The organism is Pandoraea pneumonica (genome assembly GCF_049918595.1).
Classification (GTDB): domain Bacteria; phylum Pseudomonadota; class Gammaproteobacteria; order Burkholderiales; family Burkholderiaceae; genus Pandoraea; species Pandoraea pneumonica_A.
In genome coordinates this window covers 17424-38088 of sequence record NZ_JBNCRZ010000003.1, presented here as the reverse complement: position 1 = coordinate 38088, position 20665 = coordinate 17424, and the positions used below count along the sequence as shown (strand labels likewise).

Here is a 20665-nt window from a genome sequence, read left to right as displayed (position 1 = left end):
AGGGACGCCAGTATTTCACTGAGCGTCCCTTTTTCGTGCTTGGCTGCGACGACCCATCAATACACGTCGCGTTCCAGCTTGATTTCCTGAAGGATCGTGGTCGCGATTTCTTCAATCGACTTGTGCGTCGACGACAGCCATTTGATGCCTTCACGACGCATCATCGCTTCCGCTTCATTGACCTCGTAACGGCAGTTTTCCAGCGATGCGTACTTGCTGCCGGGACGGCGCTCGTTACGAATCTCCGACAGGCGTTGCGGGTCGATCGACAGACCGAAAATCTTGTCCTTGAACTGGTCGAGCGTGGAGGGCAGTTTTTCGCGCTCGAAGTCTTCGGGAATGAGCGGGTAGTTGGCCGCCTTCACGCCGTATTGCATGGCGAGATACAGCGTCGTCGGCGTCTTGCCGCTGCGCGACACGCCCACGAGGATCACGTCGGCGCTCTTCAAGTTCTTGTTCGACTGCCCGTCGTCGTGCGCCAGCGAGAAATTCACCGCTTCGATCCGGTTCTTGTACGCCTCGCTGTCCGCGTTCTGGTGCACGCGGCCGATGGCATGCATCGACTTCAGGCCGAGCTCGTGTTCGAGCGGCTCGATGAACGTCTGGAACATGTCGAGAATCACGCCCTGCGTGCTGCGCAGAATCTCATTGGCACGTGCATCGACCAGCGTGCTGAAAATAATCGGACGAACATTGTCGACCCGATACATTTCATTGATCCGTTGCGCCGTTTCATAGGCTTTATCGACGGAATCCACGAACGGGACGCGAATCTGACGAAAACGCATCTCGAACTGCGCAAGAATCGAATGCGCGAAGGTTTCCGCCGTAATGCCCGTGCCATCCGACACGATAAAGACCGGACGCACGTTCACGGGTTTGGCCGCTGCGGCAGTCGTATCGGCAGCAACGGCGGGGCTTGCGGGGGAATTCGGGGGAGTAGAGGCTTCGCTCATGCGCAGAATCGCAAATTGGTGCATTGCACGGTAGAATAGCGGCAACTTGTTGGATAAGCAATTGCGCGGCCATCGCGCGAACTCCCGTCAGAAGCCCGCCCGATGCGGCGCTCCGGGAAGTTCGGGGGGCTTGGGCAAGTTGTTGGGGAGCTAGCCCCTGGTCCTCGACATCGCCACGGCGCGATTTCTTATCCAACAGGTCAGTCGGCCGATGTTAGTCCCAGCCGATTCGCCGAGAATTTTTTTTCTTACCTTAGGGGCTTTTATGACTAACGCAGCACACGACGGCGCCTACGTGGTGCCGTTTGAGCATCTGCGCATGACCGATGTCGAATCGGTCGGCGGCAAGAATGCATCGCTTGGTGAAATGATCAGCCAACTGGCCAGCGCCGGCGTGCGCGTGCCGGGTGGTTTCGCCACGACCGCCTTCGCTTTCCGCGAGTTCCTCCAACACAACAATCTGACCGAGCGCGTCGCCAAGCGTCTCGAGGGTCTGGACGTCGATAACGTCAAGGCGCTCGCAGAAGCCGGTGCCGACATCCGTCAATGGATCGTCGACGCGCCGCTGCAACCGCAGCTCGAAAAAGACATCCGCGAACAATTCGCACGCATCACGGCCGATCAGCCGGACGCGTCGTTCGCCGTGCGTTCGTCGGCCACCGCTGAAGACTTGCCCGACGCCTCGTTCGCCGGTCAGCAAGAAAGCTACCTGAACGTGGTTGGCATCGATCAAGTGCTCGATCGCATGAAGCACGTGTTCGCGTCGCTCTACAACGACCGCGCGATTTCGTACCGCGTGCACAAGGGCTTCACCCACGCTGAAGTCGCACTGTCGGCTGGCGTGCAGCGCATGGTCCGCTCGGACAGCGGCGCATCGGGCGTGATGTTCACCATCGATACCGAATCGGGCTTCCAGGACGTCGTGTTCATCACGTCGAGCTATGGCCTGGGCGAGACGGTGGTGCAGGGCGCCGTGAATCCGGACGAGTTCTACGTCTTCAAGCCGACGCTTAAGGCTGGTAAGTACCCGATCATCCGCCGCACGCTGGGCTCGAAGCTCCTGAAGATGGAATTCACGCAACCGGGCGAACCGGGCCGTGTGAAGACCGTCGACGTGCCGATGGAACTGCGTAACCGCTACTCGATCACCGACGACGATTGCGCCGAGCTGGCCAAGTACGCGCTGATCATCGAGAAGCACTACGGTCGTCCGATGGACATCGAGTGGGGCAAGGACGGCAAGGATGGCAAGATCTACATCCTGCAAGCGCGTCCGGAAACCGTGAAGAGCCAGGCGGCCGGCAAGGTCGAACAGCGCTTCAAGCTTAAGGGCGACGCCCCGGTGCTGACCACGGGTCGCGCCATCGGTCAGAAGATCGGCGCCGGTCCTGTGCGCGTGATCATGGATCCGAGCGAGATGGAACGTGTGCAGCCGGGCGACGTGCTCGTGGCCGACATGACCGACCCGAACTGGGAGCCGGTCATGAAGCGCGCTGCTGCGATCGTGACGAACCGTGGTGGCCGTACGTGCCACGCCGCGATTATCGCGCGTGAGCTGGGCGTGCCGGCCGTGGTCGGCTGCGGCGACGCGACCGACGTGCTCAAGGACGGCGCACTGGTGACGGTGTCGTGTGCCGAGGGCGACGAAGGCAAGATCTACGACGGTCTGCTCGAGACCGAAGTGACCGAGATCCAGCGCGGCGAAATGCCGAAGATCCCGGTGAAGATCATGATGAACGTCGGCAACCCGCAACTCGCATTCGACTTCGCGCAACTGCCGAACGAAGGCGTGGGTCTGGCCCGTCTGGAATTCATCATCAACAACAACATCGGTGTGCACCCGCGCGCGATTCTCGAGTACCCGAACATCGACGCGGACCTGAAGAAGGCAGTCGAGTCGGTGGCTCGCGGTCACGCGTCGCCGAAGGCGTTCTACGTCGACAAGCTGGCTGAAGGCATTGCTACCATCGCGGCGGCGTTCTACCCGAAGAGCGTGATCGTGCGTCTGTCGGACTTCAAGTCCAACGAGTACAAGAAGCTCATCGGCGGTTCGCGTTACGAGCCGGATGAAGAAAACCCGATGCTGGGTTTCCGTGGCGCCTCGCGTTACATCTCGGAAGACTTCGCCGAAGCGTTCGAGATGGAGTGCCGTGCACTCAAGCGCGTTCGCGACGAAATGGGCCTGACGAACGTCGAAATCATGGTGCCGTTCGTGCGTACGCTGGCCCAGGCCGAGCGCGTGGTGGGCATGCTGGCCGACTTCGGTCTGAAGCGTGGTGAGAACGGTCTGAAGCTGGTGATGATGTGCGAAGTGCCGTCGAACGCCATTCTGGCCGACGAGTTCCTCGAGTTCTTCGACGGCTTCTCGATCGGTTCGAACGACTTGACGCAGCTCACGCTGGGTCTGGACCGCGACTCGGGTATGGAATTGCTGGCCAAGGATTTCGACGAACGCGATCCGGCCGTGCGCTTCATGCTGAGCCGTGCGATCAAGGCCTGTCTGGCCAAGGGCAAGTACGTCGGCATTTGCGGTCAGGGCCCGTCGGACCATCCGGATCTGGCCGAATGGCTGGCGAAGGAAGGCATTGCGTCGATGTCGCTCAACCCGGATACGGTTGTCGAGACGTGGCAGCAACTCGCCAAGCTGGCTAAGTAATCTCGGATGCATTGGGTAGCGTCCGGCGCTCGCGTCGGACGGCTCCCAAAGCTTGCGAGCCCCATGGGACGCGTGCGCTGATTGCCACGGTTTCATGCTATAAACCCCGGTAATACACCGGGGTTTTTGCTTTTTGGGGAATAACAATGGAGCAGGCTTGGCTGTGGTTCGGCGTTGCCGGATTGACGGTGGTACTGGAGCTTGCCAGCGGCACGTTCTATCTGTTGATGGTTGCGCTTGGCATGTTCGCTGGCGGCATCGCGGCGCTACTGGGGGTGAGTTGGCCGGGGCAACTGGTCGCGGCCGCAGTGGTCGCGGCGGTGGCGGTCTGGCTGTTGCGGCGTAGCAAGTTTGGGCGTCGCCGTATCAAGGTCGATGTGACGGCCGATCCGAATGCGAATTTGGATATCGGGCAGCGGCTGCATGTCGAAGCCTGGCAGGCCGACGGCAGTGCGCGTACGAAATACCGTGGCGCGGAGTGGGATGTCGAATTGTTGCCGGGCGAAGCGGCGAGCGCGGGTTGGTTCGTGATTCGCGAGGTGCGTGGCAGCCGGTTGTTCGTCGTGCACGAGGTCGCGTAGGAAAAATCGTTGATTTGCTGGCGCGCGGCGGCAAACGCCGCGTTGACCGGTACGATACACGCCCCGTATTTACGGGTAACGGGGAACTAGCCGGCAGTGTCCGCCGGCGCTTCAGGGGAAACCATGTTCGCTCTATCCAACGTCGCGTTCATTCTGTTCATCATTGCGGTCATCATCGCGGCGCGCTCGATCAAGATCGTGCCGCAGCAGCACGCATGGGTGGTCGAGCGTCTCGGGAAGTATCACGCCACTCTCACGCCGGGTTTGTCGATCGTCGTGCCGTTCGTCGATCGCGTGGCTTACAAACATTTGCTCAAGGAAATTCCGCTCGATGTGCCGAGCCAGATTTGTATCACCAAGGACAATACGCAGTTGCAGGTCGACGGCATTTTGTACTTTCAGGTGACGGATCCGATGAAGGCCTCGTACGGTTCGAGCAACTTTATCGTCGCCATCACGCAGCTGGCACAGACGACGTTGCGTAGCGTGGTCGGCAAGCTCGAACTCGACAAGACGTTCGAAGAGCGCGAGTACATCAATCACAGCGTGGTCAATGCGCTCGATGAGGCGGCGTCGAACTGGGGTGTGAAGGTGTTGCGTTACGAGATCAAAGATCTCACTCCGCCTAAGGAAATTCTGCATGCGATGCAGGCGCAAATTACCGCAGAGCGCGAAAAGCGTGCGCTGATTGCGGCGTCGGAAGGTAAGAAGCAGGAGCAGATCAATCTCGCTTCGGGTGCGCGGGAAGCCGCAATTCAGAAGTCGGAAGGCGAGCGGCAGGCGGCAATCAATCAGGCGCAGGGTGAAGCGTCGGCGATTCTCGCGGTGGCGGAAGCCAATGCCGAGGCGATCCACAAGATTGCGACGGCCATTCAAACGCAGGGCGGTATGGAGGCGGTGAACCTCAAGGTGGCTGAACAGTATGTCGATGCCTTCAGCAAGCTCGCCAAGACCAACAACACGTTGATCGTGCCGGGCAACCTCACCGATATGAGCGGCATGATCGCGTCGGCGCTCAAGATCGTGCGAGGCACCGAAGGTGGTACGACCGGCGGCTCGGGCGGCAGTGGTGGCGCTAGCGGTTCGGGCGGTGCGGGCGGCGTTACCGGCTTTGGCGGTGGTTCGAGCGTTCGCCGCTGATTTGCGCGTGCGCATGCTAGTGCGCTCCCATGTGTCAACACAGGCGTGCGAGTGAAAATGAAAACGGCCCCTAGGGGCCGTTTTTCTTTGGTGCGGATGTTTTCGCAGAAGGGTGTGCAGGGTCTTGCTTAGTCGCGTGTGGGCGTGGGCGTGCGCATCAGGCGGGCTTTCTCGCGATCCCAGTCGCGCTGCTTTTCAGTCTCGCGCTTGTCGTGCTGCTTCTTGCCCTTGCCCAGACCGATCTCGCATTTCACGAGACCTTTGCTGTAGTGAAAGTTCAGGGGCACGAGCGTGTAGCCGCGCTGCTCGACTTTACCGATGAGTTTCTTGATTTCATCGGCCTTGAGCAGCAGTTTGCGTGTGCGAACCGGGTCGGGCTTGATGTGCGTGGACGCCGTCTGTAACGGGCTGATGTTGGCCCCGATCAAAAAGATTTCGCCGTGTTTGACGACGACGTAGCCTTCCTTGATCTGCGCCCGCCCGGCGCGAATCGCCTTGACTTCCCATCCTTCGAGCACGATCCCGGCTTCGTATCGCTCCTCGATGAAGTAGTCGAAGAAGGCTTTCTTGTTGTCAATGATGCTCATGGATCCTTGGCGGGTAACTTGGTCGGACTCGGTGAGTCGGGCTCGGGTAAAATAGCGATTTTAACAAAGAGTCTCGGCGAGGGGCGGCCCACGACGCATACGTATCAATTCCGATCGATACGCTTACGCGCAAACGCACACCTTGCCCGACAGACGATGGCCGAAGTCAGCAAAACCGTTCTCGTGCATTTCTCTGCCGAGCAAATGTACGATCTGGTGACCAATGTCGCCGATTACCCCAAATTTCTGCCTTGGTGCGGCGGTGTCGACATTCGGCATCAGGACGAGCACAGCATGGAGGCATCGCTGATCATCGACTTCAAGGGACTCAAGCATTCCTTTGCGACGCGCAATATTCAAGAGCGTCCGCACTCCATTCAGATGACCTTCGTCGAGGGACCTTTCAAGCGTTTTCATGGGACGTGGAAGTTCACGCCGTTGCGCGAGAACGCCTGCAAGATCGAGTTCGGTTTGCACTACGAGTTTGCGAATTTTCTGCTCGAAAAGGTCATCGGTCCCGTCTTCAGCCATATCGCGAACACCTTCGTCGACGCTTTCGTCAAACGCGCGGAGGCGGTGTATGTCCGCTGAGCTCTCCATCGAAGTTTGCTATGCGCTGCCCAATGCGCAGACGATTGTCGTGCTGACGTTGCCGCAGGGCGCGACGGTGGGCGAGGCCATCGAGCGCAGTGGCCTGCTGCAAAAATTCCCCGAATTGGATCTCTCCCGCATGAAAGCGGGGGTGTTCGGCAAGGTGCGCGCGCTCGATGCCGAGGTGCACGCTGGGGATCGCGTGGAAATCTACCGTCCGCTCAAAGCCGATCCGAAGCTCGCTCGTCAGCGGCGCGTCGATAAAGTCCGCAACGAAGGCAGCCGGGAAGGCCAGAAGTGGCTTGGCAGCCGGCGCGGCAGCTAAGTTACTGCCGCATCGCCTCAGTGTGCAGAGCCCCGAGCGTGCAACCGCACCGAGGCACTCACCCCAGCCAGCAGCAAAATAACGGCCGCCAATTCCAGCAGACGCGGCAGCCGGTGCTCATAGATGAACCCGTAGACCAACGCAAACAGCGTTTCAAACACGATCATCTGGCCTGACAGCGTTAAGGGCAGGCGCCGGCTGGCGGCATTCCAGAAGGCATTCCCGATGGTCGATGCACCGATCGCCACGGCAATGTTCACGATGATGAACATTTGCCAGTCGCGCGGCACGTCGGCGGCCACCGGGTGCGGCAGCAGTACCGCAGGCACGGCCAGCACCAGCGCCAGCACGCCGGTGGCTACCCCCGTGAGCAGAGACCATTCCTGACTGGTGAAATGCCCGAAACGCGCCAGATAGCGTGCGTTCGCGACGGCGTACCACGTCCAACTCACTAGCGCGCCAACCGCGCAGACAATGCCGAGTAGCGTGAGCCGCCAGTCACCACCGCTGGCCGAGGCATGCGCAAACACATCCACATTGATGCAAACGATGCCGGCGGCCACCAGCGCTAGCGGGCCGGCCAGCCGCGACAGGGGCAGGGCGCCGTGGTCGCGGCTGCCGACCAGCGTCACGGTCACGGGCAGCACGCCGACGATCAGCGAGGCCGGGGCGATCCCCGCCATTTGCACGGCGCCGGCCAGAAACAGGTAATAAATCAGATTTCCGACCAAACTCAGGCGGAAGAGCGCCCGCCAGTCGTTGCCCGTGACCGAATGTCGCAGGCGCGCCCAGAGCGGGGCGAGCAGCAGCGCCGACACGAGGCCGTAGAGCACATAGCGCGCGGCCGACAATTCCAGCGGGGAGAAGCCGGGAAGCAGGCGGGGGGCGAGAAAGACCAGTCCCCACAGGGCGCCTGCCGCCAGTCCGAAAGAAATGCCTTGGCCCATGAAATTCGCGTGATTCGCACCATCTGAGAGGGCGCAAGAATAGCATGGGGCCATTGGGCGCCGATTGTGGAATCCGGCAGTCGGCGGGCGCCGGCATTTGATCGGGGAAAAAGCCCCTTGACATATGGGGTAGACGTGCCATCCCGCGCGCGATTTCTGTATAATTCGGTTTTGCGCCTATAGGATTTGCCATGCGTCTGATCCAAAAAGCACTCACTTTCGATGACGTGCTCCTCGTCCCGGCGTACTCCGCCGTTCTCCCGCGCGACACCAGCCTGAAAACCAAGCTCACGCGCAACATCACCTTGAATATGCCTTTGCTGTCGGCCGCCATGGATACGGTGACCGAGGCGCGTCTGGCCATTGCCATGGCGCAGCAGGGTGGTATCGGTATTATTCACAAGAATCTGAAGCCGGCCGAGCAGGCGCGCGAAGTCGCCAAGGTCAAGCGCTTCGAGTCTGGCGTGGTGCGCGACCCGATCACGATTCCGCCGCACATGAAGGTGCGCGACGTGATGGCGCTGTCGGCCCAGCATGGCATTTCCGGCTTCCCGGTTGTCGAAGGCGCACAACTCATCGGTATCGTCACCAACCGCGACTTGCGTTTTGAGAAGCGCCTGGACGAGCCGGTGCGCGCGATCATGACGCCCAAGGACAAGCTGATCACGGTGCCTGAAGGCGCATCGCCGGCCGATGCCGAACATCTGATGCACAGCCACCGCCTTGAGCGCGTGCTGGTTGTGAACGATGCGTTCGAGCTGCGCGGCCTGATGACCGTCAAGGACATTACCAAGGCAACCGAACACCCGCTCGCGAACAAAGATGAACACGGCAAGCTGCGCGTTGGCGCGGCAGTCGGCGTTGGCGCAGACAACGAAGAGCGCGTCGAGCTGCTCGTCGCGGCTGGCGTGGACGTCATCGTGGTGGACACGGCTCACGGCCACAGCCAGGGCGTGTTGGACCGCGTGCAATGGGTCAAGAAGCATTTCCCGCAAATTGAAGTCGTCGGCGGCAACATCGCCACGGCGAGCGCCGCGCTGGCGCTGGTTGAGCACGGCGCAGACGCCGTCAAGGTCGGTATCGGCCCGGGTTCGATTTGCACGACGCGTATCGTGGCAGGCGTTGGCGTGCCGCAGATCACCGCAATTGCCAATGTGGCTGAAGCCCTGAAGGACACCGGCGTGCCGCTGATCGCGGACGGCGGTATCCGTTACTCGGGTGACATCGCCAAGGCATTGGCAGCGGGTGCGCATACCGTGATGATGGGCAGCATGTTCTCCGGCACGGAAGAAGCGCCGGGAGAAGTGTTCCTGTATCAGGGCCGTTCGTACAAGAGCTACCGCGGCATGGGTTCGGTGGGCGCGATGAAGGATGGCGCGGCTGACCGTTACTTCCAGGACCCGGCCAACAACGCCGACAAGCTCGTGCCGGAAGGCATCGAGGGCCGTGTGGCGTATAAGGGTAGTGTGCTGGCGATCATTCACCAGTTGACCGGCGGTATCCGCTCGTCGATGGGGTATCTGGGTTGCCCGTCGATCGAAGACCTGCACAACCGTGCTGAGTTTGTGGAAATCACGTCGGCCGGCATGCGCGAGTCGCATGTTCACGATGTTCAGATCATGAAGGAAGCCCCCAACTACCACGTGGAGTAATTGCCCATGAAGGCCATGTTGCGTACGGTACTGTTCCTCGATGCGGCGTTGAATCTGGCACTTGGCGTGCTATTGATCGCGTCGTTCTGGTCCTCGCTGTATGCAGCCATCGAGGTGCCTGCGCCATCGCCTGTGCTTTATGCGCAGGCGCTTGGCGTGGCGTTCATCGGTGTGGCCTGGCTGCAATGGCACGCCACCGTGAATGGCCAGTTGACGGCCACCGTTGCGAAAGTGACGGGGCATATCAACTGGGTCATCGGTGCGTTCGTGCTGGGCTGGCTGATTTCCGGGCAATTGCCCGTCACCGGTGGCGGCAAGTTGTTGATGCCGGCGCTGGGGGGCGTGTTGCTGGTGATTGGCGCAATTCTCGTTAAGCTGGCCTCCAGCGTACGCACGAAAGAGCGTGTGAAGGCGGCACAGCAGTCTACAGAGCAGGTGCGTGGCGGCGTCGTGACCGACGGCGCGCGACGTGATTCGCGCGATGCCCGCGGCCCTGCTCAATACGACTACCCCGATGCCCGGGCCGATGAGGCTCGAGGCACGCGCGCTGAGCCGCGCATGGAGGCGCCTCGCGGCGGCTCCGCACCCGCCACGCCGGTCGCGCCTGTAGGTGCCACCGGCATTGTCACGCCCGTGCCTTCCGCCACGGCGCCGACGTCCAACGAATCCACTTCATCCGTACCTCACGATGCACGACAAAATCCTCATTCTTGACTTCGGCTCGCAAGTCACCCAGCTCATCGGACGCCGCGTTCGCGAAGCGCACGTCTACTGCGAGATTCACCCGAACGACGTTACGGACGAATTCATTCGTGAATTCAATCCGAAGGCGGTCATTCTGTCGGGCAGCCACGCGAGCACGTACGAAGATCAGGATCTGCGTGCCCCGCAGGCCGTTTGGGATCTGGGCGTGCCGGTGCTGGGCATTTGCTACGGCATGTTCGCGATGACGGTGCAGTTGGGCGGTCAGGTCGAGGCGAGCGATCATCGCGAATTCGGTTATGCCGAAGTGCGTGCGCATGCGCATACGCCGCTGCTCGAAGGCATTGAGGATTTCCGTACGGCCGAAGGCCACGGCATGCTCAAGGTGTGGATGAGCCACGGCGACAAGGTCACGGCGCTGCCGCCGGGCTTCGAGTTGATGGCATCGACGCCGAGCTGCCCGATCGCGGGTATTGCCGACGTGTCGCGCAACTACTACGCCGTGCAGTTCCACCCGGAAGTCACGCACACCGTGAAGGGCCGCGAGTTGCTGGAGCGCTTCGTGCTTCAGATCGCGGGTGCGAAGCCGGACTGGATCATGCGCGACCACATCGAAGAGGCTGTGAAGGCCATTCGTGAGCAGGTGGGCGATGAGGAAGTGATTCTGGGGTTGTCGGGCGGCGTCGATTCGAGCGTCGCGGCGGCGCTGATTCACCGTGCGATTGGCGATCAGTTGACGTGCGTGTTCGTCGATCACGGTCTGCTGCGTCTGAACGAAGGCCAGATGGTGATGGAGATGTTCCAGGGCCGTCTGCACGCGAAGGTGGTGCACGTGGACGCGTCGGAGCAGTTCATGGGTCACCTGAAGGGCGTGACCGATCCGGAGCAGAAGCGCAAGATCATCGGCCGCGAGTTCGTGGAAGTGTTCCAGGCGGAAGCGAAGAAGCTGAAGAATGCGAAGTGGCTGGCGCAGGGCACGATCTATCCGGACGTGATCGAGTCGGGCGGTGCGAAGACGAAGAAGGCGACGACGATCAAGAGCCACCACAACGTGGGTGGTCTGCCGGAGACGCTGGGTCTGAAGCTGCTGGAGCCGCTGCGCGACCTGTTCAAGGACGAAGTGCGCGAGTTGGGCGTGGCGCTGGGTCTGCCGCACGATATGGTGTATCGCCATCCGTTCCCGGGCCCGGGTCTGGGCGTTCGTATTCTGGGCGAAGTGAAGTTCGAGTACGCCGAATTGCTGCGCCGTGCGGATGCGATCTTCATTGAAGAACTGCGTAACACGGTCGAGCCGAACAGCGGCAAGACTTGGTATGAACTGACGAGCCAGGCGTTCGCGGTGTTCCTGCCGGTCAAGAGCGTGGGCGTGATGGGCGATGGCCGCACGTACGAGTGGGTTGTGGCACTGCGCGCGGTGCAGACGCAAGACTTCATGACGGCTCATTGGGCACATCTGCCGCATGAGTTGCTCGGCAAGGTGTCGAACCGCATCATCAATGAAGTGCGTGGTTTGAACCGGGTTGTCTATGACATCTCCGGTAAGCCGCCTGCGACGATTGAGTGGGAATAACACTCCCGCGGTGAATAAAAAAACGGCTTGGCATCTGCCAAGCCGTTTTTCTTTCTGGGAGGCATGCAAACCGCCACGCTCGCGCTAATCGTCAGCCCCCCGCCGCCAACCCCCTCAACATCACGGCCACCTTATCCTTACTGGTCACTTGCACGCGCGAAATCAACGCATGATCCACATGCGCCAGCCCATACATGCGAGCGATATCGCTCTGCATCCGATGCCAAAGATGCGTCGTCATCTCCGCGTCGACCATCGCGCGGTGGGCACGTCCGGTTTGGGGCAATTGCAGCATCGCGGCCAAGTTCGAAAGCCGGTGATTCGGCGCGTGCGGATAAATCCGGCGCGCTGTGAGCATCGTGCAGGCAAACGCGTGATTCGCCGATTCCCCGAGCAGCGCCAACTCCGCCTGCCAAAACCGCTTATCGAAGCCCGCGTTGTGCGCCACGACAGGGCAGTTGCCCACGAACGCCGCCGCCTCACGCATCACCTTCGAAACAGACGGAGCCGACGCAATCATCTCGTTCGTGATGCCCGTGAGCGCCACCACATCCGAAGGAATTCGCCGTCCCGCGTTCATCAAGCTCTGATAGCGGTCGACGATTTGGCCATCACGCCACAACACCACCGCAATTTCGGTCGCCCGGTCGCCTTGCGTGGGCGACAAGCCGGTGGTTTCGAAGTCAAGCACTGCAACTGTCTGCATCCGTCTCTCAATCTGGAATCAGGAATTACCAATCACCCGGCCGAACGCCGAGTCAAATATTCATCAACGCCAATGTCGCTCGCGACAACTCGGAATCCGGCCGATTCAACTCGTTGACCACTTCAAAGTGATTCGCGCCTCTCACCTGAAACACCCCCGCGAGACGCGCGTGCCCGGCCAACGCATCGGCCAACTCCCGATTCTGGCGCTTAAATTCAGGGCTCTCCAACGTCCCCCAAGCCACCAACGCCGGACAATTCGTTTTGTCCAACTGCTTGATCGGACTGAATTCAATCACCTGCGCAGCACTCAGCTTCACATACGACCCGCGCACCGACTGCACCACTGGCGCGAGATCGCCCATCCCACTCAGCACCACGCCGCCCTTGAGCAACTGCGCCGGCGCACCATGGGCCTTCCAGTCAGTCGTCAGCATTACCGCCGTGAGATGCCCGCCCGACGAATGCCCCGAGGCATAAATGCGCTCAGGGTCGCCGCCAAAGCGCCTCGCATTGGCACCGACCCAAGCGAGCGCTCGACGACACTGATCGACCATACCCGGTAGCGTGTTGCCCGGCATGTTGTCGAAATTGATGGCGACATAAATCGCGCCCGCACCAACAAACGTCGGCGCGGGGCCGGAGCTATCGTCCTTGGAGAGCATTTGCCACGCGCCACCGTGAATAAACACCATGACCGGCAAATTGCGCGCGCCCTGCGGTGCAAACACGTCGAGATTCTCCGACGCCTTGCCACCATAGGCATACGTCGTCGGCGGCAACTTCTGACGCACTTCCTCGCTGGTGCGCGTGTACCCGTCGATGACCTGCTTGGCGTTGGGCGCCCACACGGTCTGCGTGTAGGCGTCATCCAATTGCTTTTGCGTGTAATCGAGAAAGACCTTCTTATCCGCGTCTTGTGCATTGGCGAACGGGGACATCGATGCTGCGGCCATGGCGCCTAACCCATAGCGGACAAACTGGCGTCGGTCGATCATGAAGGTCTCTCATCGCGCGTAGTGTGCGGCAGATTCTATCAAAGCCGCGACACTCAGATCGCCGTCATCGCGCGGCGCTCTTCGTCCGTGAGGATCGGACCGTCGAGCGTCACGCGAGAATGATCGTCCCGGAACTTCGCGATGATCGGCTTAAGCTCGGCTTTAATGTGCTTCTCGCTATACCCGTTGAACAAATGACCGATCAAACCGCGCCGCAAATCGCTGCTGCCCATATACCAGTCGGCAATCGGAAACGTCAGGTTCATGTTGTACTTCATCATGATGCCCATGTTGTGGTGAGCCGTATGATGGCGACGAATCGTATTGATAAACGGCATATTGCGCACGAACCAGTTCTCATGGCAGTGGCAGCAGTAATGGAACGTCTCATAAATCACGTACTGCCCAACCATCGTCAGAAACACCATCCATCCCGCGTTCGTGTTCAGCACCAGCGAGGTGATGTAGCCAAACACGCCGCCCCCGACACCCAGCGTCATCAGCACACGCCACGGAAAGAACACGATCCGGAATTCACGCGTCGTGTCGATCGTCGACAACTGATCGGTGAAGTACTGGTGATGCTGACGCGTATGCCGGTTGTAAATCTCGCGCAGCCCCCAGACGTCCACCCGGCGATGCATCACGAAACGATGCATGAACCACTCGACAAAATTGCCCGCCAGAAACACCGGCACGATCAGCAACCATTCCCACGTCGGATGCTGCAACCGGCTCACCGCGTAACACACCGCGCCAACGGCCACGACATACATCACAACGATATGTAACAGCCCGTTGTACATCGGACTGATATCGGATTTGTACTGCTCTCTGAACTTCAATTGGCGCTCGGTAATCATGGCAAATCTCCTGCATTTGATCGATGAGAAATTTACAAATACACAACTAATATATTAGTTTGGGAAAGAAAAAAATCAACCACACCAAGGGCGTTTCGCCGACGAGAGCAGGGCTCCCGCCGGCAGCCATCTTGCAATGCGATGGCTTAGTGCGACACATCCTCCAGCGAACGCCCCTTCGTTTCCACACCGAGCAGCAACACGGCGAGTGCGGCAACGACGAAGGAGAGGGCGCCCATCGTGAACACGCCTGTCTGACCCCATGTCGGCAGCAGCACGCCGATGGCGAAGGGGCCAGCAAGTGAGCCAACGCGTCCGATGGACGAGGCGAAGCCGGACCCCGTGGCGCGCATGCGCGTTGGGTAGAGCTCCGGCGTGTAGGCGTACAACACCGACCACATGCCGAACAGGAAGAACTGCATCATCAGACCCGTCACGATCAACTGTTCGATAGGGGCCTTGGTCCCCGCCGCCTGACCGTACAGATACGCCGCGACGGCACTGCCGAGCAGCATCAGCGCGCACGTCGGCTTGCGCCCCCACTTCTCGAGCAGCCACGCTGAAAAGAGGAACCCCGGAATTCCGGCCAGCGAGATATAGACGGTGTAGAGCACCGATTTGGTGATCTCGTAACCCGCTTGTTGCAGCAACGCGCCCAGCCATGTCGTCAAGCCGTAGTAGCCCAGCAGTGCAAAGAACCACGTGGTCCAGAGCATGACCGTCCGTTTCGCATAGACCCCGCGCCAAATCTCGGCGAAAAGCGCCTTACGATCCGACGAAACACGAGGTGCGCCCGTCGTTTTGACTGGCTCAGGCAACTTGCGGCCGTAGGCGTTTTCCACCTTGGCTTCGATATGGTCCATGACGTCCGCCGCATCCTTCATTCGCCCGGTGTCCTCCAGCCAGCGCGGCGACTCCGGCACCATGCGCCGGATGACGAACACGAACACGGCGGGAATCGCCAGCGCAATGAAAATGCCGCGCCAGCCGATCACGGGCAGCATGAAGTACGAGAACGCACCCGCTGCAATAAAGCCAATCGGCCAGAAGCCCTCGAGAATGGCCACGTACTTGCCCCGGCTCTTCGCCGGCACAATTTCCGAGACCATCGACAGACCGATGGGGAACTCCATCCCCATGCCGAAGCCAAGCACCACGCGATACAGCATCAGCGACTCGACGTTGTGCGCAAAGCCGCACATCAGGCTGCCGAAGCCCCAGAAGATCATGCTGATCTGAAAGATCGGCTTTCGCCCGAACTTGTCGGCCAGCAAACCCGCGGTTGCGGCACCGACAAACATGCCGAGAAAACTCGAACTGGCGAGCAGCCCGGCTTGTGATGCAGACAAACCAAATTCCGCTTTAATCGAACCGAGAACGAACGTCATCAACCCGAGATCCATCGAGTCGAAAAACCAAGCCGTGGCGATGATCGAGAACAGGGTTCGTTGATAACGGGTCATCGGTAATCGCTCAAGACGCGCGACGACGTCAACACCTAGCCGCGACGCGGCTGTCGACATTTCCATGGGGGTGTCTCCTCCAATGCAAACTTCTAATAGGCATCTAACATATTAGGCATCGAGACGCAAAGTGGCCGGTGATTCCGGACCGGTAAGGTGTTGTGTCTTTGCGGGCGCGGTGGCGATCGCGTCGGATCGATGTGATCCGACGCGATCAGGCGGCCGTCAGTCTCTCTGCCTTCTCGTCTCGAAGCGCTCCTTGCCATGCGTTGTCGATGATCTGCGCATAGCACGCTTCGATATTCCCTACGGGGAATGCTTTCGCCAACCGGGTCACGCCAAGCGAGTCGGTGAGCAAATCTTTCAGTGACGTCCGGGCGATGCCGAACGCATGCAGATCGGTGGGGATGCCCAACTGGCCTACGAGCTCGCGCAGCGTATGCGGCAGCGCGCGAACGGCCTGCGCGTCGTCGTCGGCATCGATGCCGAACAGACGCGCGACTTCGAGCAACTCGGTGTGGCGCGACTCGCGCAGGGCATCGACGACGTACGGCAACACAACGGCATTGGTGGCGCCGTGCGACTGGTGCGTCAGCGCGGCGACGCCGTACGCAATGCCGTGGACGGCGTTAAGCCCAGCACTGCCATACGACATGGCCGCATAGACGCTGGCGTAGCACATGCCGACGCGCGCTTCGACGTCGCTGCCGTTGCGATAGCAGCGCAGCAGATACATCGCCGCGAGTCGAATCGATTCACGGGCGAAGAGCATGGTCAGGCTGCTGCGGCCGCTGTAGCCGGGGTCGATGCTGCCGCCCCGGTCGAATTGGCTGGAGTCGAGGGTGACGAACGATTCGAGTGCGTGCGTCAGCGCGTCGATGCCGGACTCGGCCGTCACCTTCGGCGGACAGGTGAAGGTGAGTTCAGGGTCGACGACGGCGATGACCGGACGCAAGCGGTTGTCCATCACAGCGGTTTTTATCCCGCTCGCCGGATCGAACAAGATGGTGCCCGGCGTCAACTCCGAACCGGTGCCAGCGGTAGTCGGCACCGAGATGTGGTCGATGACCGCCGCGTCGCTCGTCACGCCGGCCGCGAAGTCGCGAACGGGACGGCCTTGCGGGAGCGTGACGCACAGCGCCTTGGCCAGATCGATGTTGCTGCCGCCGCCTAGCGAGACGATGTGGTCCGGCAGCAGAACGCCCAACGTGCCGCGCAGCTCGGTGGTGGCGCGGTCGCAGAGGTCGGTGGTGGGGTCGGGCCGACCGCCCGCATAGACGTCGACGTGAACGCCTAGGCGCTTGCACTCGGCCACGTAGTCACGAACCCATGGCGTCTGCTCTGCGAAGAAGCTATCGGTGACGAGCAGTCCGCGCCGATAACCCAGACTTTGCAAAAGCTGGGGAAGCTTGTGGCGATAGCCCAACTCGATGATGAGCCGGGATGGCACGCAAAAGTGGATGCAGTCGTCGATTCTCATAAGGGGATCTCGTGATGAACAGGGGCGGCCGGTGTCGACGGCGTGCAGTGCTGTGTCAGAAAGGCTCGCATCGTCGCGCCGACGTCTTGCGTGTTCTGTGACAGGAGGGAGTGGCCCGCGCCAGGGATCACATGCAGCGCCGCGTTGCGGATACCGTCGCGCATGCGACGTGCATGTGCGACGGGACAGTCCTCGTCGTCGCTGCCGTGGACGATAAGGGCGGGCATCGTGACGTGCACCAAGTTCGTAAGGTGTGAGACGGGTTTCAACGCGCCCCAAGTCCACGCAACGACCTGCGGATGCGCGGCTTGCTTGAGCCCCAAACGAACTTCGCGTTGGGCGATTTCTTCGAGCAGCGCCGTGGGCTCGGACGCTTTGAACCACGCCACCTCATTCAATTGGGCTGTCCCGGAGATCAGCATCACGGCCACTGGCGGCGTATGACGCGCGGTGCCGTTCGCCAACTGCGCCATCAATTCGAGAATCACCGACACGCCCATGCTCCAACCGGCCAGCGCATAGGGACGGTCACCGACTTCTTGCTCAATGACCTCGCTGGCGAGGTGCGCGAACACCGCCGCGCTGCATGCCTGCGCAGAGACCGGATAGGGCGCGTCGCCGCGACCGGGCATGTTGGGCATGAGGAACCGATACGCGTCACCAAGCGCGGTCGCCACCGGCACCCACGCGTCGCTGGTGCCTTGAATTCCGTGCAGCGCAATCACCGGAAAACCGTCGGGCTTGCCAATGCACCTAATGTCCATCGCAGATCCTTGGGGTTAACTAATATATTAGTTGGTTAGTAACGGCATATTAGATCAACTGCCTCGGTCATGTAACCCCCGGGAAAGCCCGGAGGCGAGGGCGCGGAAAGCAGGTGATATACAATTAATATTTCCTTTCGGCTTTGACCCAATGGCCACAAAGAAAGCGACGCAACGCGCGGAAAAATCGGAAGCGATGGCCGCAAACGACCGAGTCGATGCCATCCCGCGCGGACGCATGGTCGATATGGCGTACGAGTGGATTGAAGAAGCCATCGTGACGCTGCGCCTGGCTCCAGGCTCGACGATGTCGGAGTTGCAGTTAAGCGAGATGACGGGCTTTGGCCGTACGCCCATTCGTGAGGCGATTCAGCGATTAGCCCGCGAGCATTTGATCGTCGTGCTGCCGCAGCGCGGGTTGCTCGTACCGACGATGGACGTGGCTAAGCAACTGCGCTTGCTGGAGACGCGACGTGAAGTGGAGCGGCTCATTGCCCGCAGCGCGGCGAAGAAGTCCACCGCTGAGCAGCGTGAACATTTCGCGCGTCTCGCCAAGGAATTCAAGAGCGCGGCACGCACCGGCAAGGATGTGGAGTTCATCCGTGCCGACCGTGAATTCAATGAGTTGTGTCTGGTGGCCGCGCGTAACGAGTTTGCCGAAGGCGCAATGCGCTTGATGCACGGCTTGTCGCGGCGCTTCTGGTACTACCACTACAAGGAAGCCGCCGACTTGCCGACGATGGCGCGGCTGCATGCCGAAGTGGCTGACGCGATTGCTGCTGGCGAAGTGAAGCGCGCGGGCGACGGACTCGATGCGCTGTTGGACAACATCGAGGAATTTACCCGCGCGACTGTGTTAGGCGACCGCGCTTAAACCGAGCGCGTCAAACCGCCGTCGACGCGAATGTTTTGGCCCGTGATGTAGCCCCCGCCTTCCGATGCAAGGAACGCCACCGTTGCGGCAATCTCCTCGGCTTTGCCGTAACGCTGCATCGGCACGCTGTCGCGACGGGTGTCTTGCTGCGGCAAGCTGTCGATCCAGCCGGGCAGGATATTGTTCATCCGCACGTTGTCCTTCGCGTACTTGTCGGCAAACAGCTTCGTGAACGACGCGAGACCCGCGCGAAACACGGCCGAGGTCGGGAACATGTCGCTTGGCTCGAATGCCCACGCCGTCGAAATATTGATGATCGTGCCCGAGCGTTGGCTTTGCATGATCGGTGTCACCAGTCGCGTCGGACGAATCACGTTCATCAGGTACGTATCCATGCCGCGATGCCAGTCCTCGTCGCTGATCTCGAGAATCGGCGCGCGCGGACCATGTCCGGCGCTATCGACCAGCACGTCGATGCGGCCCCAGCGCGACACAACCGCGTCGACCAGTTGCTGGAGCGACTCCACCGACTGATTCGATCCCGTTACGCCCACGCCGCCCAACTCGGCGGCCAGCGCTTCGCCCTTACCCGACGACGACAGAATGCCGACCTTGTAACCGTCTGCTGCCAAGCGCCGTGCCGCCGCCGCGCCCATGCCGCTGCCACCCGCTGTCACCAACGCCACTTTTTCTACAGTCATCCTGATATCCTCCTGATACGCCAGCGACTGCCACAATGGCACGCCGACTCTCGAAAATCATGGGTGAAAGCGTAACATCGTCCGCCCTAGTCGATGCACCAGATTTCAACGCTTGATCCAGTAGAAAAACTACACCATGTCCGAAGCTTTTGGCCGTCTCCCGTCACTCAATGCGCTGCGGGCTTTCGAGGCCGCGAGTCGTCATTTGAACTTTCGGGTGGCGGCCGAGGAACTCGGGGTGACGCAGGGCGCGGTCGCGCAGCAGATCCGGGGCCTTGAAGCTGAACTCGGCATGAAGCTGTTTGAGCGCCATCCGCGCACGCTCTCGCTCACCGAGAACGGCAGGCGTTATGCGGGCAGCGTGCGCCGCGCCTTCGAACTGCTCACGGAAGCCACGCAGGCGTTACGTCCCGAGCCGCTTCGTCTGACGATCAGCGTCACGCCGACCTTTGCAGCCAAATGGCTGATTCCGAGGCTTCCCGCGTTTTTGGCAACGCATCCCGATATCGATCTGCGCATTCTCGCGACCGACCGGTTATCGCATTTTCAGGCCGATGCGGTCGATCTCGCCGTGCGCTACGGCCGACCGCCGTTTGGTGGCGGGGTTAGCGCAGAGTTGTTGTTCGAAGAAGTGCAGGTCGCCGTCGCCAGCCCCCAACTGATTGCTGCGACAGGCCATCCTGCGGCGACTGGTACGCTTCATGGGCATGCGTTGCTGCACGATGCCCACAACGCGTGGCCGCAGTTCCTCGAACGAGCGATGCCGAATACGCCCTCATCATCATCATCATCATCGTCACCGTCATCACGCACTTCGACGCCGTTACTGTTAGCCGCCGCCAAAAACATCCGCTTCAACCAAACGGCCCTTGCCATCGACGCCGCCGTCGCCGGGCAAGGTCTCGCGCTGGCGCACACGGACTTCATCGCATCCGACGTAGACGCGGGCCGTCTCGTGCGCCTCTTTGACACCGAACTGCGCACCGGCGCTGGCTTCTACATCGTGTCGCCACGTCGGCAGCGGCATGCCGGGCAAGTCGCAAACGTGCGCGATTGGCTTTTGCAGCAAGCACGCATGACGGGTTAGCATTTCGCCAGACGCAATCAACG

19 protein-coding genes and 1 pseudogene are annotated in these 20665 nt (G+C 60.8%); 10 read left to right on the top strand and 10 right to left on the bottom strand.

Annotation, left to right across the window (positions count from 1 at the left end):
* Positions 1-56: 56 nt before the first annotated feature.
* Positions 57-956 (bottom strand): posphoenolpyruvate synthetase regulatory kinase/phosphorylase PpsR, encoded by a 900-nt coding sequence (gene ppsR / locus ACPWR9_RS12690; RefSeq protein WP_426298101.1) that lies wholly within the window; start codon positions 954-956, stop codon positions 57-59.
* 265 nt (positions 957-1221) lie between these two features.
* Between ppsR and ppsA the strand changes: the two genes are divergently transcribed.
* The 3 genes from ppsA to ACPWR9_RS12675 all read left to right on the top strand — a co-directional run bounded on the left by ppsA (position 1222) and on the right by ACPWR9_RS12675 (position 5333).
* Positions 1222-3612 carry a phosphoenolpyruvate synthase gene (gene ppsA / locus ACPWR9_RS12685; RefSeq protein WP_426298099.1) on the top strand — a complete coding sequence of 797 codons (2391 nt, stop codon included), beginning with the start codon at positions 1222-1224 and terminating at the stop codon, positions 3610-3612.
* Positions 3613-3758: 146 nt separating this feature from the next.
* Complete coding sequence (locus ACPWR9_RS12680; protein ID WP_150678414.1) at positions 3759-4193, top strand: NfeD family protein; 435 nt, start codon at positions 3759-3761, stop codon at positions 4191-4193.
* 123 nt (positions 4194-4316) lie between these two features.
* Complete coding sequence (locus tag ACPWR9_RS12675; protein WP_426298097.1) at positions 4317-5333, top strand: SPFH domain-containing protein; 1017 nt, start codon at positions 4317-4319, stop codon at positions 5331-5333.
* A gap of 128 nt (positions 5334-5461) precedes the next feature.
* Here the strand turns inward: ACPWR9_RS12675 and smpB are convergent.
* Positions 5462-5923 (bottom strand): annotated as a pseudogene (gene smpB / locus ACPWR9_RS12670) (SsrA-binding protein SmpB); the annotation flags it as partial.
* A 153-nt stretch (positions 5924-6076) separates the two neighbouring features.
* On the opposite strand from smpB, the gene ACPWR9_RS12665 reads away from it, so the two are divergent.
* On the top strand, positions 6077-6511 hold the full coding sequence (locus ACPWR9_RS12665; RefSeq protein WP_426298095.1) for a type II toxin-antitoxin system RatA family toxin: 435 nt from the start codon (positions 6077-6079) through the stop codon (positions 6509-6511).
* Positions 6501-6836 carry an RnfH family protein gene (locus ACPWR9_RS12660; RefSeq protein WP_426298093.1) on the top strand — a complete coding sequence of 112 codons (336 nt, stop codon included), beginning with the start codon at positions 6501-6503 and terminating at the stop codon, positions 6834-6836. The genes ACPWR9_RS12665 and ACPWR9_RS12660 overlap by 11 nt, the downstream gene beginning before the upstream one ends.
* 17 nt (positions 6837-6853) lie before the next feature.
* Here the strand turns inward: ACPWR9_RS12660 and ACPWR9_RS12655 are convergent, their stop codons facing one another.
* Positions 6854-7783 (bottom strand): DMT family transporter, encoded by a 930-nt coding sequence (locus ACPWR9_RS12655; protein WP_426298091.1) that lies wholly within the window; start codon positions 7781-7783, stop codon positions 6854-6856.
* A 191-nt stretch (positions 7784-7974) separates the two neighbouring features.
* On the opposite strand from ACPWR9_RS12655, the gene guaB reads away from it, so the two are divergent.
* Genes guaB through guaA form a run of 3 tightly spaced genes read left to right on the top strand, consistent with a single transcriptional unit; the run spans position 7975 to position 11707 of the window.
* Positions 7975-9435, top strand: a complete 1461-nt coding sequence (guaB, locus tag ACPWR9_RS12650) for an IMP dehydrogenase (protein ID WP_150678408.1) — start codon at positions 7975-7977, stop codon at positions 9433-9435.
* 6 nt (positions 9436-9441) lie between these two features.
* Positions 9442-10149: a hypothetical protein gene (locus ACPWR9_RS12645; RefSeq protein WP_426298089.1), complete on the top strand. Its 708-nt coding sequence runs from the start codon at positions 9442-9444 to the stop codon at positions 10147-10149.
* Positions 10124-11707, top strand: coding sequence for a glutamine-hydrolyzing GMP synthase (guaA, locus tag ACPWR9_RS12640; RefSeq protein ID WP_426298087.1), 1584 nt, complete (start codon positions 10124-10126; stop codon positions 11705-11707). The genes ACPWR9_RS12645 and guaA overlap by 26 nt, the downstream gene beginning before the upstream one ends.
* 91 nt (positions 11708-11798) lie before the next feature.
* On the opposite strand, the gene ACPWR9_RS12635 is transcribed toward guaA, so the two are convergent.
* From ACPWR9_RS12635 to ACPWR9_RS12610, 6 genes are all read right to left on the bottom strand, one after another.
* On the bottom strand, positions 11799-12413 hold the full coding sequence (locus tag ACPWR9_RS12635) for a 3'-5' exonuclease (protein WP_426298085.1): 615 nt from the start codon (positions 12411-12413) through the stop codon (positions 11799-11801).
* Between the two features lie 52 nt (positions 12414-12465).
* Positions 12466-13410 carry an alpha/beta hydrolase gene (locus ACPWR9_RS12630; protein WP_426298083.1) on the bottom strand — a complete coding sequence of 315 codons (945 nt, stop codon included), beginning with the start codon at positions 13408-13410 and terminating at the stop codon, positions 12466-12468.
* Positions 13411-13463: 53 nt separating this feature from the next.
* On the bottom strand, positions 13464-14273 hold the full coding sequence (locus tag ACPWR9_RS12625) for a fatty acid hydroxylase family protein (RefSeq protein ID WP_426298081.1): 810 nt from the start codon (positions 14271-14273) through the stop codon (positions 13464-13466).
* Positions 14274-14419: 146 nt separating this feature from the next.
* Positions 14420-15802: an MFS transporter gene (locus tag ACPWR9_RS12620; RefSeq protein ID WP_426298079.1), complete on the bottom strand. Its 1383-nt coding sequence runs from the start codon at positions 15800-15802 to the stop codon at positions 14420-14422.
* A 148-nt stretch (positions 15803-15950) separates the two neighbouring features.
* Positions 15951-17216, bottom strand: a complete 1266-nt coding sequence (locus ACPWR9_RS12615) for an iron-containing alcohol dehydrogenase (RefSeq protein WP_426298077.1) — start codon at positions 17214-17216, stop codon at positions 15951-15953.
* Positions 17213-17980: an alpha/beta fold hydrolase gene (locus tag ACPWR9_RS12610; RefSeq protein ID WP_426298075.1), complete on the bottom strand. Its 768-nt coding sequence runs from the start codon at positions 17978-17980 to the stop codon at positions 17213-17215. Before ACPWR9_RS12610 ends, ACPWR9_RS12615 begins: the two co-directional genes overlap by 4 nt.
* A 196-nt stretch (positions 17981-18176) precedes the next feature.
* Here ACPWR9_RS12610 and ACPWR9_RS12605 point away from each other — a divergent pair, with 196 nt between their 5' ends.
* On the top strand, positions 18177-18854 hold the full coding sequence (locus ACPWR9_RS12605) for a GntR family transcriptional regulator (protein WP_426299328.1): 678 nt from the start codon (positions 18177-18179) through the stop codon (positions 18852-18854).
* Here ACPWR9_RS12605 and ACPWR9_RS12600 read toward each other — a convergent pair.
* Positions 18851-19555 carry an SDR family oxidoreductase gene (locus tag ACPWR9_RS12600; RefSeq protein ID WP_426298073.1) on the bottom strand — a complete coding sequence of 235 codons (705 nt, stop codon included), beginning with the start codon at positions 19553-19555 and terminating at the stop codon, positions 18851-18853. The two genes, ACPWR9_RS12605 and ACPWR9_RS12600, sit on opposite strands and share 4 nt — an antisense overlap.
* Before the next feature lie 136 nt (positions 19556-19691).
* Here ACPWR9_RS12600 and ACPWR9_RS12595 point away from each other — a divergent pair, with 136 nt between their 5' ends.
* Positions 19692-20642, top strand: a complete 951-nt coding sequence (locus ACPWR9_RS12595) for a LysR substrate-binding domain-containing protein (RefSeq protein ID WP_426298071.1) — start codon at positions 19692-19694, stop codon at positions 20640-20642.
* Positions 20643-20665: the final 23 nt, after the last annotated feature.

Bases quoted from the DNA above. Each gene is read 5' to 3' on its own strand.
- guaB (WP_150678408.1), top strand. From the start codon at position 7,975: ATGCGTCTGATCCAAAAAGCACTCACTTTCGATGACGTGCTCCTCGTC.
- ACPWR9_RS12610 (WP_426298075.1), bottom strand. From the start codon at position 17,980: ATGGACATTAGGTGCATTGGCAAGCCCGACGGTTTTCCGGTGATTGCG.
- ppsA (WP_426298099.1), top strand. From the start codon at position 1,222: ATGACTAACGCAGCACACGACGGCGCCTACGTGGTGCCGTTTGAGCAT.
- ACPWR9_RS12655 (WP_426298091.1), bottom strand. From the start codon at position 7,783: ATGGGCCAAGGCATTTCTTTCGGACTGGCGGCAGGCGCCCTGTGGGGA.
- ppsR (WP_426298101.1), bottom strand. From the start codon at position 956: ATGAGCGAAGCCTCTACTCCCCCGAATTCCCCCGCAAGCCCCGCCGTT.
- ACPWR9_RS12620 (WP_426298079.1), bottom strand. From the start codon at position 15,802: ATGGAAATGTCGACAGCCGCGTCGCGGCTAGGTGTTGACGTCGTCGCG.
- ACPWR9_RS12625 (WP_426298081.1), bottom strand. From the start codon at position 14,273: ATGATTACCGAGCGCCAATTGAAGTTCAGAGAGCAGTACAAATCCGAT.
- ACPWR9_RS12595 (WP_426298071.1), top strand. From the start codon at position 19,692: ATGTCCGAAGCTTTTGGCCGTCTCCCGTCACTCAATGCGCTGCGGGCT.
- ACPWR9_RS12600 (WP_426298073.1), bottom strand. From the start codon at position 19,555: ATGACTGTAGAAAAAGTGGCGTTGGTGACAGCGGGTGGCAGCGGCATG.
- ACPWR9_RS12635 (WP_426298085.1), bottom strand. From the start codon at position 12,413: ATGCAGACAGTTGCAGTGCTTGACTTCGAAACCACCGGCTTGTCGCCC.
- ACPWR9_RS12665 (WP_426298095.1), top strand. From the start codon at position 6,077: ATGGCCGAAGTCAGCAAAACCGTTCTCGTGCATTTCTCTGCCGAGCAA.
- ACPWR9_RS12615 (WP_426298077.1), bottom strand. From the start codon at position 17,216: ATGAGAATCGACGACTGCATCCACTTTTGCGTGCCATCCCGGCTCATC.
- ACPWR9_RS12675 (WP_426298097.1), top strand. From the start codon at position 4,317: ATGTTCGCTCTATCCAACGTCGCGTTCATTCTGTTCATCATTGCGGTC.
- ACPWR9_RS12630 (WP_426298083.1), bottom strand. From the start codon at position 13,410: ATGATCGACCGACGCCAGTTTGTCCGCTATGGGTTAGGCGCCATGGCC.
- ACPWR9_RS12660 (WP_426298093.1), top strand. From the start codon at position 6,501: ATGTCCGCTGAGCTCTCCATCGAAGTTTGCTATGCGCTGCCCAATGCG.
- ACPWR9_RS12680 (WP_150678414.1), top strand. From the start codon at position 3,759: ATGGAGCAGGCTTGGCTGTGGTTCGGCGTTGCCGGATTGACGGTGGTA.
- ACPWR9_RS12645 (WP_426298089.1), top strand. From the start codon at position 9,442: ATGAAGGCCATGTTGCGTACGGTACTGTTCCTCGATGCGGCGTTGAAT.
- guaA (WP_426298087.1), top strand. From the start codon at position 10,124: ATGCACGACAAAATCCTCATTCTTGACTTCGGCTCGCAAGTCACCCAG.
- ACPWR9_RS12605 (WP_426299328.1), top strand. From the start codon at position 18,177: ATGGCCGCAAACGACCGAGTCGATGCCATCCCGCGCGGACGCATGGTC.